The sequence below is a fragment of the Streptomyces sp. NPDC002734 genome, from assembly GCF_040295685.1.
GTDB lineage: Bacteria > Actinomycetota > Actinomycetes > Streptomycetales > Streptomycetaceae > Streptomyces.
In genome coordinates this window covers 1-13,750 of the sequence record NZ_JBEOVU010000027.1, presented here as the reverse complement: position 1 = coordinate 13,750, position 13,750 = coordinate 1, and the positions used below count along the sequence as shown (strand labels likewise).

Sequence of the window (13,750 nt, the reverse complement as noted above, 5' to 3'; positions counted from 1 at the left end):
CCCACCGGGCCACACGGCGCGTCCGGCGGGTCCGCCCGTCCAGTCCCGGCGGACCCCCCGGCCTCCCGGGTCCCCGCCGAGCCTGTCCATCCCGCTCACCATCCCTGGACCGCCCTGAGCAGGTGTTCCCACGCCGCGCGTTCCCTCTGCTCGGCCGCGACCTCGAGGTCGCGGCCGAGCGAGTCGAGGACGACGCCCGCCCGCCCGAGCGCGTCCGTCACCCGGCGGGCCGAGTCCTGCTGACCGGAGAGCGTGTCGCCGCGGAACCCCTCGTGCCGGGACAACGCCTCCAGCGCCGGCTGCGGCAGTGCGTGCAGGGTCATCCAGGCGACCAGTCGCCGGACGCGGTCCAACGCGGCCGGAGAGTGGTCCTGTGCGTTCTCCGAAGTCCAGAGCAGACGCTGCGGCCGGGCGCCCGCCGCCACCAGGGAGCGCCAGCGGGGGCGGCCGAGACTCTCCTCGTACCGACGGTAGAGCAGCCGGGCGGTGGCCACTCCCGCCTGCCCTCGCAGGGCTGTGGCGCGGGGAGCGGCCGCCCCCTCCAGCAGCGCGTCCACGGCGGCGTCCAGGTGGTCGACGTCCATGGACACGACCGAGGTGACGCCTGCCGGGTGCCGGCCGTCGGCCACGAACCGCTCCAGCCCGCGGAAGTAGGCGTCGACCGCCTGCGCGTACCGCCGAACGGAGAACACGGAGGTGACGTGCACGGCGATCCCGTCGGCGAGCAGGTCCGCGGCGGCTGCCAGACCCCCGTCCACGGCCGGGAGCCGGATCAGCAGATTGGGGCGGCCGACCATCTCCACGACGCCTCGTACGTGTGCGGTCAACGCCTGCGCGTCCCCGGCCGGCGAGGCGACCGCGAGAGAGACCCAGCCCTGCATCCCGTTCGTCCCCCGGAACACCGGTTCCAGTACGGCGCACGCGTCACGGGCGTCCTGCGAGACGACGTGGCGGACACGTTCCTCGGCCGAGGAGGACGTTGCCGAAAGGCCGGTGAGCTGGTCCTGATAGACGGAGCTGTCCGCCATCGCACGCGCGATCGCCGCGGGCCGGGAGACGACGCCGACGACCAGTCCGTCGGCCACCAGTCTCTCGAGGCTGCCGTCGGCCAGTCGGCCGCGATGGAAATCTTCCAGCCAGAGCGCCACTCCCTCCGCCGAGAGTTGTTCCAGGACGTCATTTCCGCGTTCCGATCCCGGCCAGGTGATCAATGAATGCTCCGCTCAGGCAGCCGAACGAGACAGAGGAAGTGCTGATTCTAGGTCCGGGCTTCACCCATTCGTCCACACAACTTCGACGACGGGGTCCGAGTGGGGACGCGACCGGGACACCTGACAAAGAATGCCGGAGCGGTTGCGCTACGGCCCGTCATGTGTTCCGGAGCGCGATCCGGCGACCTGACAAAATAAGGGCGACGCGTTGCGGGGGGCGGCGACCGCGTGTGAGGCTCCCGGCCGAATGGTGAATGGGGAAATCGCAGCGCTCCCGGGAGGGGACTTGACCGCAACGCCCGATGGACGGTCGCCGGTGATCCGGCGTGACGGCGAGGGGACTTCCCGGCTCTGGGGGAAGGGATCGGTCGTCACGACCAAACTCTCCGCCCGGGAGACCGGTGGTCTGCTGGGTGTCACGCACTTCAGCGCCGTCGCCGGAGAACGGGCGCCACGCCACACCCACACCCTCGAGGACGAGATATTCATTGTCGAGGGCGGGCAGATCCGCCTCACCGCCGGAGAGCGCACCGAGGTGGTGGAGGGCGCCGGCGTGCTGTTCCTTCCGCGAGGAATTCCGCATTCCTATCTTGTGGAGAGCGAGACCGCGCGTTTTTACGTCATCACCACTCCTGGCGGGTTCGAGAGGTTTTTCTCGGAGGCCGGCTACCCGGTCCGGACGGGGACGTCCGCCCCGGTCGGCGCATCGTGGTCGGTCGACCGCACCGTGGACTTCGCGGAGAAACTCAGCCTCGGCGTCGTCTGGGGTGAGTGACCGCTCCTGACTTCGCAGATACGCGATACCCGAGCAGCCCAAGATGGCACCGAAGCAGAAAGAGAACGCGAGCCGATGAGAAGACGAAGCGTCCTGACCGGCACTGCCGCCGCGATAGCCGCCACGGCCCTGGAGGCCGGTCCCTCCGCGACGGTCGCGACGGCCGCCGCCGACGCCACGGCCGCCGGCGCCGTCACCGTCCTTCCGAGCGACCCCCGTTACGCCGATCTCGTCGTCGGGAACAACGCGCGCTGGGTCGCACAACCCGACGCCGTCCGCCTGGTGCGCACCACCGAGCAGGTGGTGCAGGCCGTGCAGGAAGCCGTGGACGGGAACAAGCGGATCTCGGTCCGCAGCGGCGGCCATTGTTACGCCGACTTCGTCTTCAACGCCGACGTCAAGGTGGTCATCGACACCTCCCTGCTCACCAGGGTGGCCTTCGACGAGAGGCTCAACGCCTTCGAGGTGGGAGCGGGAGCCACGCTCCTCCATATCTACGAAGCGCTCTTCAAGGGGTGGGGGGTCACCATTCCCGGCGGCATGTGCTACTCCGTGGGAGCCGGTGGTCACATCAGCGGCGGCGGGTACGGGATGCTGTCGCGCCGGCACGGCCTGACGGTGGACCACCTCTACGCCGTGGAGGTCGTCGTCGTGGACGCGAGCGGCAAGGCGCGCAGCGTGGTGGCCACGCGGGAGGCCGCCGACCCCCACCGCGACCTGTGGTGGGCCCACACCGGGGGCGGAGGGGGCAACTTCGGGGTCGTCACCCGCTACTGGTTCCGCAGCCCGGGGGCCACCGGCGCCAACCCCTCCGCACTGCTGCCCAGGCCTCCGAAGGAGGTGCTCGTCAGCGCGATCGCCCTCCCGTGGAGCGAGCTGGACAAGTCCTCTTTCACCGCCATGGTGCAGAAGTTCGGCGCCTGGCACGAGAGGAACGCCGGGACCGGCACCTCCGCCGCCTCACTGTGCAGCTTCCTGATGATGAACCACCAGGCGAACGGAAGCATCGGCCTGCTCACCCAGATCGACGCCACCGTTCCGGACGCGCAGCAGGTGCTGCAGGACTTCCTCACCGAGGTCACCTCGCCGCTGTCCGACGCCGCCGTGCGACCGATGTCCGAACCGGTCGGCGAACTGGGGCCGCTGCCCGCCCTGTTCACGCCGCAGCGCCTTCCCTGGCTGCACTCGGTCAAGTTGCTGGGTACCAGCAACCCCACCCTGACCAATCCGACGCTGCGCGGTCACCACAAGTCCGCCTACCTGCGCAAGAACGTCAGCGACGGACAGGCGGCCGCGATGTACCGTCACCTGACACGCGCCGACCACCCGAATCCTCAGTCCATGGTCGTCCTGCTCTCGTACGGCGGGAAGATCAACACGGTGGGGTCCGGCGACACCGCGGCGGCGCAGCGCGACTCGATCTTCAAGGGACTGTTCCAGAGCTTCTGGTCCGGCGCGGAGGGCGACGCCGAGAACATCGGCTGGACGCGTGATGTGTTCGGCGAGGTCTTCTCGGCCACCGGCGGCTACCCGGTGCCGGGTGCGGCGACCGACGGCTGCTACATCAATTACCCGGACGCCGACATCACCGACACCAGGGTGAACACGACCGGGGTGCCCTGGCACACGCTGTACTACAAGGGCAACTACCCCCGTCTGCAGCGGATCAAGGCCGCTTACGACCCTCGGAACGTCTTCCGGCACTCCCAGTCCGTCACCCTTCCCGACCACACGTGAGGCGAGCCGTGCAGCAGCGTGATGTCACCGCGTCGAAACCGGTGGTTCCGGCCGGCTCGGCTGCCCCGGCGGCGCCCGGCGGGAGAAGGGGCCTGGCCTTCGCCCTGTTGGCGTCCGTCCAGTTCGTCCTCATCCTCGCGATGAGCGTGCTCAACGTGGTTCTGCCCGACATCCAGCGTGAGTTCGGGCTCGACCGCCCCGAACTCGCCCTGCTCTCCGCGTCCTACGGAATGTCGTTCAGCGGGTTGCTGCTGCTGGGCGGGCGGCTGTCGGACCTGTACGGGAACCGTCGGATGTTCCTCGTCGGCACCTTGGTGTTCGGCGCCAGTTCGGCCCTCGCGGGGATCTCCCCGGGGCTGTGGACGTTGTTGACGGCACGCTTCCTCCAGGGAGCCGGCGCCGCTCTGGCGGTGCCGGCCGCCATGGCCCTGGTACGTGTCGTGCACCCCGAGCCCGCGCGGCACGCCCGTGCCATGGCGGTCTGGGGCGGGCTCGCGGCTTCCGGGGGCACGGCGGGCATGATCCTCTCCGGCGTGGTGGCCGCGTCGGACTCCTGGCGCTGGGTCTTCGTCGTCCCGGTCGTGGTGGCGGTGGTCGCCCTGGCCGCCGCCCCGCGGCTGATTCCCGAGGGCCCGGTCTCGCGGAGCGAACGGCTGGACCTCCTGGGAGCGGTTCTCGTCACCGCGGGCATCGCTCTTCTCAGCTACGGCCTGGTGGAGGCCCCGGAGCGCGGATGGACGTCCCCCGCGGCGCTCGGTCCGCTGGCCGGCGGTGTCGCACTGCTCCTGGGCTTCGTCGTCGTCGAGGCACGGGTGCCGCAGCCGCTGCTGCCGCTGGCGTTCCCCGCGTCGGGCCGCAGGGCCGTGGCGCTGCTGGCGGTCTTCCTGGGCGCCGCCGGCATCACCACGATCTTCTTCATGCTCGCCCTGTACTTCCAGCAGGTCAGGGGCTATTCCGCACTGGAGACCTCGGCCGCCTTCCTGCCCTTCGGTCTGACGCTGGTCCTCAGCGGCATGTGCGTGGGCAGGCTGGTGCAGCGTTTCGGACCGCGCGTGGTCCTGGTCACGGGGCTGACGCTCTCCGGTCTGGGGCTGGCGGCGCTGGGCCTGATCGGCACGGACACGCCCTATGCCGGCGCGGTGCTGGCGGGGCTGGTGCTCTTCCCCGCCGGCGTGGCCCTGGTGTTCGCCTCCTCCACCGTGACGGCGACGACGGACGTTCCGCGGGAACAGGCCGGACTGGCCGGCGCCGTGGTCAACACCGCGCTGGAAGCCGGGCCGGCCATCGGTCTCGCCGTGCTGGTGACCCTGGCCACGGGGCACGCCACGCGGCTGGAGCACGCCGGCGCGAGCGCGTCGTCCGCCCAGACCGATGGGTACGGCTTCGCCTTCACCGTCGCGGCGGTGGTGTTCGCCGTCGCCGCGGTCTGCGCGGGCTTCCTCCTTCGTCCTCGGACGCCCCACGACGGCACCTGAGGACCGCACGCCTCCGCCGTGCGAGCCGGCGGAAGTCTCATCCCACTACACACGCTGCAAGGAGTACCCCCATGTCTGCCCGATTCAAGGACAAGGTCGTCATCGTCACCGGGGCCGGATCCGGTATCGGCCGGGCCAGTGCCAGGGCCTTCGCGCGCGAGGGGGCCACCGTCGTCGCCTCGGGAGCGAGGCACGAGTCCATCGAGGAGACCGTACGGCTCGTCGTGGACGAGGGCGGCGACGCCGAGGCCGTGGTCGCCGACGTCACCCGGCCGGAGGACATCGAGCGCCTGGTGCGCACCACGGTGGAGCGCCACGGCGGTCTCCACGTCGCGCACAACAACGCCGGCGTCTTCGGCCGGCCCACCCCGGTCGGCGATCTGCCCCTGTCCCTGTGGCGGTCGGTGCTGGACGTCAACCTGGACGGCGTCCTGCACAGCATGCAGCAGGAGATCGCGCACATGCGGGCGCACGGCGGTGGTGTCATCGTCAACACGGCCTCCAACATCGGCTATCACGGCCGCCGTCCCGGGATGGCCGCCTACGCCGCGTCGAAGGCCGCCGTGAGCACCCTCACGCGGGTCGCAGCGCTGGACCACATCAAGGATGGCGTGCGCATCAACGCGGTGAGCCCCGGGGCGACCGACACCAACATGTCCCTGCGGCCCGGGGAGACCGACGCCGACCGCGCGGCCCGGCTGGCCACCACGGTCCCGATCGGCCGCGTGGCGACGACGGACGAGATCGTCAACGCGGTGCTGTGGCTGGCCTCCGACGAGTCGAGCTTCGTGGTCGGTCAGGACCTCGTCGTCGACGGCGGGGTCACCAGCTGATCCGCTGACCGTCCCCATCACCGCGCGCATACGTCCCGGTCGCGTGGACCCGAGAGGTCCACGCGACCGGGACGCGTTTTTTCTTCTGCTCTCCGGAAAACGACCCGAGAACCCCTGCCGTCTCTTGCGGTAATTCACGCCCTCATCGCGGAACCTGACGAAGTAACGATTCCTCTCTTCACTGGAGTTCCGCAATTCCGCAGAATCAAGCACAGCAACTCACGTGTTCAGCTGAAGAAGTCCTTCATCACGCCCACGAGAGGAAAAAAGTTGAACAGCGAGCTAGCTCACATCGAGTCCTCGCCCGCACTCCAGCAACCCGATTGGCAAGGGAATCCGCAGACGGAGCGGGTGAGACGGGAACTCGGTGCGCTGCCGCCGCTCGTCGACGCCGCGGACGTGGCCGGGCTGCACGACCACCTCCGGGCGGTCGCCGAAGGCAAGGCCCAGGTCATCCAGGCCGGCGACTGCGCCGAGGACTGGGCCGAGAACAGCCCCGTGGACGTCGAGCGCAAGGCCGCGGTGCTCGATCTGCTGGCGGGCGTCATGCGCGTCAGCACGGGCAGGCCCGTGGTACGCGTGGGGCGGCTCGCCGGCCAGTACGCCAAGCCACGGTCCCGGCCCACCGAAGTGGTCCAAGGCGTGGAACTGCCCGTCTACCGCGGTCACATGGTGAACGACCCCAATCCGGACCCGGTCCTGCGGCAGCCCGACCCGCGCCGCCTGCTGACCGGATACCACGCCGCGAGCGAAGTCGTGCGGCACCTCGGCTGGGGCAGCCGGGTCCCCCGCGCGCAGGCTCCCGTGTGGACCAGCCACGAGGCGCTCCTGCTCGACTACGAACTGCCCATGGTGCGCCGGCAGGAGGACGGCGGCCTGCTGCTCGCCTCGACCCACTGGCCGTGGATCGGCGAGCGCACCAGGCAGGTGGACGGCGCCCATGTGGCGTTGCTCGCGGCCGTGCGCAACCCGGTGGCCTGCAAGGTGGGCCCGACCATGGATCCTGACGAACTGCTGCGCCTGTGCGAGCGGCTCGACCCGGATCGCGTCCCGGGACGGCTGACGCTCATCTCGCGCATGGGGGCCGGCGTGGGGCCCGGGAAGCTCCCCGCGCTCGCCGCCGCGGTAAGGGAGGCCGGACACCCCGCGATCTGGCTGTGCGATCCGATGCACGGCAACACCGAATGTGGACCCGACGGCCTCAAAACACGTTTCGTGACGAGCGTCGTGCGCGAACTCGAGGAATTTCAGAAATCTGTCGCAGCGGCCGGAGGAATTCTCGGCGGCCTGCACCTGGAAACCACGCCCGATCCGGTCACGGAATGCGTGGCCGACCGTTCCTCCCTCGATTCGGTCGGCGACAAGTACACAAGCTTCTGCGACCCGCGGCTCAATCCGGTCCAGGCCGCGGAGGTCGCTTCCTCCTGGCGTCGATGAAAGGCGGGCACGATCCGATGATGCGGGACAGGACGGCACTGGTCACCGGAGCCGCCGGAGGAATAGGAGAGGCGGTCGTCCGCGCGCTGGGCGGCCTCGGGGTCACCGTGGCCGCGGTGGACAAGGACGCCGCCAGGCTGGAGGAGGTGGTCGGCAAGCTGACTGCCGAGGGACTGCCTGTACGGGCGTTCCCGGCCGATGTCACCACCGGTGACGGGGCCGAGCGGCTGGTCGCGGACGTCGAGGACACCGTGGGCCCCCTCGGTCACCTCGTCAACGGGGCGGGTGTGCTGCGCCTGGCGAAGGCGTGGGAACTCACCGACCGGGACTGGGCGGAGACCTTCGCGGTCAACGTCACGGGTGCGTTCTTCATGTCGCGCGCGGTGGTCAGGCGGATGATTCCCCGGCGGTCGGGGGCCGTCGTCACCATCGCCTCCAACGCCGCGGGCACGGCACGTGCGGACATGGCCGCCTACTCGGCGTCCAAGGCCGCGGCCGCCATGTTCACCAAGTGCCTCGGTCTCGAGGCCGCCGAGTACGGCATCCGCTGCAACGTGGTCGCCCCCGGTTCCACCGAGACTCCGATGCTCACGTCCATGTGGAAGGACGAGCAGGGACGCACCGCGACCCTGGAGGGCTCACCGGGCGCCTACCGGGTCGGCATACCACTGGGCAAGCTGGCCCGTCCGTCGGACGTGGCGGAGGCCGTGGTGTTCCTCCTCTCCGACCGCGCCTCCCACATCACGATGCATTCCCTCACCGTTGACGGCGGCGCGACCCTCGGCGTCTGACCACCCCATCCCCACACGAGGAAGACCATGCCAGGGATACCTTCCATCCAGCCCTATCCGATGCCCCAGGCCGGTGACCTGCCGGACAACACGGCCACATGGCAGGCCGATCCGGACCGCGCCGTTCTTCTCGTCCACGACATGCAACGGTTCTTCCTCCGGAACTTCCCCGAAGGAGAGGCGCCCGGTGGAGACCTCGTGCGGAACGCGGTCCGGCTGCGCGAACAGGCGGTCGCGTCCGGCATGCCCGTGGCGTACACCGCTCAGCCGGGTGGCATGACCGAAGAACAGCGGGGTCTGCTCCAGGACTTCTGGGGGCCGGGCATGCGGGTCGACCCGGCCGACCGGGAGATCGTCGAACCGCTCACCCCGGGCCCCGAGGACTGGGTCCTCACCAAGTGGCGCTACAGCGCCTTCTTCCGCTCCGACCTGCTGGAGCGGATGCGGACCCGCGGGCGCGACCAGCTCATCCTCTGCGGCGTGTACGCGCACATCGGTGTGCTGTCGACCGCGGTGGAGGCCTTCACCAACGACATCCAGACCTTCCTGGTCGCCGACGCCGTCGCCGACTTCACCGAGGCGTACCACCGGCTGGCCCTGGACTACGCGGCCGAACGCTGCGCCCTGGTGACCACGACGAAGTCCGTCGTCGAGGAGCTGGGCCGGTGAGCGAGGAGAGGCCCGACCCGACGCACGACCTGCTCGACCGGGTGCTCCGGTCGCAGGCGTCCGCCTTCGCCCTGCTGCACCGGCCCGAGGCCGGCGATCCGGGGGCCCTCGAAGTCCTCGCCGGCACGACGTCGACGGTCGACACGGTGGACCGGATACCCGTGAACGGGACGCCCGTCGCCGGGGCGGGCGCCCGCCAGGAAGTCCTGGCGGTGGTCCCCTTCCGTCAGATCACCGAGCGCGGATACGCCTGCACCGACGACGGCGAACCGCTGATCGTGATGTCGGTCGAGGAGCAGACGAGCGTCGCCGTGAGCGACGCGCTGCGGCGACTGCCCGGCGAGGCGGTCGTGCTCAGCGGTGGCGCCTTCGACGTGGACGACGACGAGTACGCCGGGATCGTGCGCAAGGTGATCAACGACGAGATCGGTACCGGCGAGGGGGCGAACTTCGTCATCAAGCGGTCGTTCGTCGCCGACATCTCCCACTACACGGTGCGCAGCGCCCTGGCGTTCTTCCGGCGACTGCTGGAGCGCGAGCAGGGAGCCTACTGGACCTTCGTCGTGCACACCGGCGACCGGACCTTCGTCGGCGCCACGCCCGAGCGGCACGTGAGCCTGCTGGCCGGCAGGGCGGTCATGAACCCCATCAGCGGCACCTACCGCTACCCGCCCTCCGGCCCCACCCTGCAAGGGGTGATGGATTTCCTCGCCGACCGCAAGGAGGCCGACGAGCTGTACATGGTCGTCGACGAGGAACTCAAGATGATGTCCCGGATCTGCGACCCCGCTCCGCGGGTCGTGGGGCCCTATCTGAAGGAGATGGCGCGGCTCGCCCACACCGAGTACTTCATCGAGGGGCTGAGCGACCACGATCCCCGCAGCATCCTGCGGGAGACCCTTTTCGCACCCACGGTGACGGGCAGTCCACTGGAGAGCGCCTGCCAGGTGATCAACCGCTACGAGCCGCACGGGCGGGGCTACTACAGCGGGGTCCTGGCGCTGATCGGGCGGGACGGGCAGGGGCGGCGCACGCTCGACTCGTCCATCCTCATCCGCACCGCCGACATCGACGGGGCGGGACGGCTGAGCATCGGCGTCGGCGCCACCCTGGTCCGGCACTCCGACCCGGCCTCCGAGGTCGACGAGACCCGGGCTAAGGCGGCCGGCCTGCTCTCCGCGCTGGGCGCGGACAACCCTCGCGGCCTCGCCGGCCACCCACGGGTGCGCGAGGCCCTCGAGCAACGCAACAGCTCCCTCGCGGGGTTCTGGATCGACGGACCGGCCAATTCGGGCCGAGCGCGGCCGGAACTCGCCGGCCGCAGCGTCCTGGTGGTGGATGCGGAGGACACCTTCACCTCCATGATCGGTCACCAGATGCGCGCGCTGGGGCTCAGCCCCACGGTCAGGCGTTTCGACGAGCCCTACAGCTTCGAAGGGCACGACCTGGTCGTCATGGGACCCGGACCGGGCGATCCGCGCGCCGTCGACCATCCGAAGATCTCGCACCTGCGGTCCGCCGTCCGGACGCTCCTGGACCAGCGCCGGCCGTTCCTCGCGGTCTGCCTGAGCCACCAGGTGCTCAGCACCCTCCTCGGCCTGGAGCTGGTGCGCCGGCCCGTCCCCAACCAAGGGGCGCAGCGGGAGATCGACCTGTTCGGCGCTCGTGAACGGGTCGGTTTCTACAACACGTTCGCGGCCCGCTGCCCGGCGGACGCCCTGACGGTTCCCGGTGCGGGCACCGTCGAGGTGAGCAGGGACCGCGACTCCGGAGAGGTGCACGCGCTGCGCGGGCCTGGCTTCGCCTCGATGCAGTTCCACGCCGAGTCGGTGCTCACCCCGGACGGGATGCGCATCGTCGGCGACGCGCTGGCGGGGGTGCTGCGCCGATGCGCGTGGTGATCGCCTGGTGGGACCTCGAAGGCTCCGGACAGACCATCACCTCGCTCCGGGACTTCCTGCGCGACGAGGCCGTGGACCGGTTCTCCCAGGTGCCGGGACTGCGCCTCAAGGTGTGGATCTCGGACCGGAGCGCCGACCGGTGGGGCGCCGTCTTCCTGTGGGAGTCGGAGCAGGCCGCGGAGGCTCCCGTCCCGGCCAGAGCGGCGGAACTCATCGGCCGCCCGCCCACCGTGAGGCACGCCTTCGACGTGGAGGCGACCGCCGAGGGCCTGTACGACACCGCCGGCCTGGCCCGCCTCGGCCTCGCCTTCACGGGCTGAGTCCGCACCGCCCCGACGACCTGCGTGCTGGAGGAGGATCATGACGGACGCGGCTCCGCGTCGCGCCGGGAGAACCGCTCGTGTCCCCGGCTCCAAGAGCATCACCAACCGGGCCCTGCTGCTGGCGGCGGCCGCGACGGGCACCTCCCGGTTGCGGCTGCCGCTGGTCAGCGCGGACACCGTCGCGTTTCGCCGAGCGCTGGTGGAACTCGGCTTCCGCGTCGACGCGCCGGAGGGCGACGTGGTCTGGGAGGTCACCGGCACGGGGCGCGGCCCCACCGGGAAGTCCGAGATCTGGTGCGAGGACGCCGGGACGGCCGCCCGGTTCCTCCCGCCCTTCGCGGCCGCCGGGAGCGGACGGTTCGCCTTCGACGGGAGCGCCCAGCTCCGAGCCCGGCCGCTACGGCCCTTGGCGGACGCCCTCACCGCTCTGGGAGCCCTCGTCCGGACCGCTCCGGGCGGCGCGCTGCCCATGACCGTGGAGACCGGCGGACTCGAGGGTGGTGCGGTCACCGTGCACTCCTCGATGAGCAGTCAGTTCCTGTCCGGGCTGCTGATGGCGGCCCCTCTGATGCGCACGCCGGTGATCTTCGCCGTCGACAGCCTGGTCAGCCGCCCCTACATCACCATGACGCTGGCGTTGATGCGCCGGTTCGGCGCAGAGGTCTCCCAGGGGCCCGGTGACGTCATCGAGGTGCGGCCGGGGGGCTACGGTCCCGTCGACCTCACCGTCGAGCCGGACGCCTCCACCGCCTCGTACGTCTTCGCCGCCGCCGCGGTCACCGGCGAGTCCGTCACCGTGCCCGGGCTGGGCCACGGCAGCCTCCAGGGCGACCTGCGTTTCGTGGAGGTGTTGCGGCGGCTGGGGGCACGGGTCGAGGTCACCGGGACCGGCACCACGGTCACCGGCACCGGCCGCCTGCGTGGCGGCTTCGACGTCGACATGGGCGAGATCTCCGACACCTTCATGACGCTGGCAGCCGTCGCACCGCTCGCCGACGCGCCCATCACCATCCGGGGCGTGGCCCACGCCCGGCTCAAGGAGTCGGACCGCGTGGCCGCCGTGGCGGAGAACCTGCGGGCCCTCGGCGTCGGCACCGAAGAGGGCCACGACCGGATCACCGTTCACCCCGGCTCCCCCCGCGGCGCCCGAGTGGCCTGCCGGCGTGACCACCGGCTGGGCATGGCCTTCTCCGTCCTGGGTCTTCGCGTCCCCGGCATCACGCTCGACGACCCCTCCTGCGTCGGGAAGACCTTCCCAGGATTCCACGAGGAACTGCGCCGGCTCTTTCCCCCGGCCGCCCCATCCGTTTCTCGACAGTGACAAGGAGCAGACATGAAGACACTCATCGCGGGGGGCGGCATCGGCGGCCTCGCGGCAGCGCTCGGCATCGCGCGACGCGGCCATCAGGTCGCCGTGCTGGAGCGAAGGGACACGTTCGCCGAACTGGGTGCCGGCATCCAGCTGGGGCCGAACGCCTTCCACGCCCTGGACCGTCTCGGTGTCGGCGCGGAAGTGCGCGAACGTGCCGTCCACATCGACGAACTGCGGTTCATGGACGGGACCACCGGACGGCGGGTCGCGAGCATGCCGCTCACCGGGGCCTATCGCACCCGCTTCGGCAACCCGTATGCCGTCGTGCACCGCGGTGACCTCTACCAGGCGCTTCTCGACGCATGCGTCGCGGAGCCCCGCGTCACGCTGCACACCCACTCCTCCGTGGAACGCTACGAGCAGGACGAGGACGGCGTCACCACCATCACCGGCGCCGGGCAGCGCCACACGGGCGAGGTGCTCATCGGGGCCGACGGCATCCGCTCCGCCGTGCGCCGGCAGCTCCTCGACGACGGTCCGCCGCGGGTGTCCGGCCACACCATCTACCGGTCCGTCATCCCTATGGAACAAGTGCCGCGGGAACTGCGCTGGAACACCGTCACCCTGTGGGCCGGGCCGAAGTGGCACTTCGTCCACTACCCGATCGCCGGCGGCACATTTCTCAACCTCGCGGCCACCCGCGACGACGGTGCCCGGGAGGCGGTGGTCGGCAGGCCCGCCGACCGGAGGCACGTCCTGTCCGAGTTCCCAGAACTCGGCGACACCGCCCGACAGTTGCTGGAGCTCGGCACCGACTGGAAGCAATGGGTCCTGTGCGACCGTGACCCGGCCGACCGCTGGACGGACGGCCGCGTCGCCCTCCTGGGCGATGCCGCGCACCCCATGCTCCAGTACGCGGCACAGGGCGCCTGCATGGCTCTGGAGGACGCCGTCCTCATCGGTCAACTGCTCGCGGGGGCCACTGCGGACGTCCCCCAGCGCCTGGAGAAGTACAACGCGGAGCGGTACGAGCGTGCCGCCAGGACGCAGATGGTGGCACGGGCGATGGGTGAGCAGCTCTACCATCCGGCCGGTCACGCCGCGGTCGCCCGCAACGCCATGCTGTCCTCCCTCACGGTCGACGAGTTGTACGACAAGGTCGAGTGGCTGCACGGCGCTCGCATCGGTGGACAGGAGGAGCACCGTTGAGCAGGTTGCGCTGGCTGACCGCGGGGGAGTCCCACGGACCCGCACTCGTCGCGACGCTGGAAGGACTTCCGGCCGGC

At 70.7% G+C, this 13,750-nt stretch carries 12 protein-coding genes; 11 read left to right on the top strand and 1 reads right to left on the bottom strand.

Going from position 1 to position 13,750, the window contains the following annotated elements; translation table 11 throughout:
• Positions 1-95: 95 nt before the first annotated feature.
• Positions 96-1,211: a transaldolase family protein gene (locus ABT026_RS22690; protein WP_351116810.1), complete on the bottom strand. Its 1,116-nt coding sequence runs from the start codon at positions 1,209-1,211 to the stop codon at positions 96-98.
• 286 nt (positions 1,212-1,497) lie between these two features.
• Here ABT026_RS22690 and ABT026_RS22685 point away from each other — a divergent pair, with 286 nt between their 5' ends.
• The 11 genes from ABT026_RS22685 to ABT026_RS22635 all read left to right on the top strand — a co-directional run bounded on the left by ABT026_RS22685 (position 1,498) and on the right by ABT026_RS22635 (position 13,673).
• Positions 1,498-1,986, top strand: a complete 489-nt coding sequence (locus ABT026_RS22685) for a cupin domain-containing protein (RefSeq protein ID WP_351116808.1) — start codon at positions 1,498-1,500, stop codon at positions 1,984-1,986.
• A 75-nt stretch (positions 1,987-2,061) separates the two neighbouring features.
• On the top strand, positions 2,062-3,723 hold the full coding sequence (locus ABT026_RS22680; protein ID WP_351116807.1) for an FAD-binding oxidoreductase: 1,662 nt from the start codon (positions 2,062-2,064) through the stop codon (positions 3,721-3,723).
• An 8-nt stretch (positions 3,724-3,731) separates the two neighbouring features.
• On the top strand, positions 3,732-5,198 hold the full coding sequence (locus ABT026_RS22675) for an MFS transporter (RefSeq protein ID WP_351116806.1): 1,467 nt from the start codon (positions 3,732-3,734) through the stop codon (positions 5,196-5,198).
• A 71-nt stretch (positions 5,199-5,269) separates the two neighbouring features.
• Positions 5,270-6,031 carry an SDR family NAD(P)-dependent oxidoreductase gene (locus ABT026_RS22670; RefSeq protein ID WP_351116804.1) on the top strand — a complete coding sequence of 254 codons (762 nt, stop codon included), beginning with the start codon at positions 5,270-5,272 and terminating at the stop codon, positions 6,029-6,031.
• A gap of 270 nt (positions 6,032-6,301) precedes the next feature.
• Positions 6,302-7,468: a 3-deoxy-7-phosphoheptulonate synthase gene (locus ABT026_RS22665; RefSeq protein WP_351116802.1), complete on the top strand. Its 1,167-nt coding sequence runs from the start codon at positions 6,302-6,304 to the stop codon at positions 7,466-7,468.
• Positions 7,469-7,488: 20 nt separating this feature from the next.
• A complete protein-coding gene (locus ABT026_RS22660; RefSeq protein ID WP_351116800.1) occupies positions 7,489-8,259 on the top strand; it encodes a 2,3-dihydro-2,3-dihydroxybenzoate dehydrogenase in 771 nt (256 codons plus the stop codon).
• A gap of 27 nt (positions 8,260-8,286) precedes the next feature.
• Positions 8,287-8,928: an isochorismatase family protein gene (locus tag ABT026_RS22655; protein WP_351116799.1), complete on the top strand. Its 642-nt coding sequence runs from the start codon at positions 8,287-8,289 to the stop codon at positions 8,926-8,928.
• Entirely contained in the window at positions 8,925-10,829 is a 1,905-nt protein-coding gene (locus ABT026_RS22650; RefSeq protein WP_502968031.1) for an anthranilate synthase family protein, read from the top strand. The genes ABT026_RS22655 and ABT026_RS22650 overlap by 4 nt, the downstream gene beginning before the upstream one ends.
• Entirely contained in the window at positions 10,817-11,149 is a 333-nt protein-coding gene (locus tag ABT026_RS22645) for a hypothetical protein (protein WP_351116797.1), read from the top strand. The genes ABT026_RS22650 and ABT026_RS22645 overlap by 13 nt, the downstream gene beginning before the upstream one ends.
• A 40-nt stretch (positions 11,150-11,189) precedes the next feature.
• Entirely contained in the window at positions 11,190-12,473 is a 1,284-nt protein-coding gene (gene aroA, locus ABT026_RS22640) for a 3-phosphoshikimate 1-carboxyvinyltransferase (protein ID WP_351116795.1), read from the top strand.
• 12 nt (positions 12,474-12,485) lie between these two features.
• Positions 12,486-13,673, top strand: coding sequence for a 3-hydroxybenzoate 6-monooxygenase (locus ABT026_RS22635; protein ID WP_351116793.1), 1,188 nt, complete (start codon positions 12,486-12,488; stop codon positions 13,671-13,673).
• Positions 13,674-13,750 lie beyond the last annotated feature (77 nt).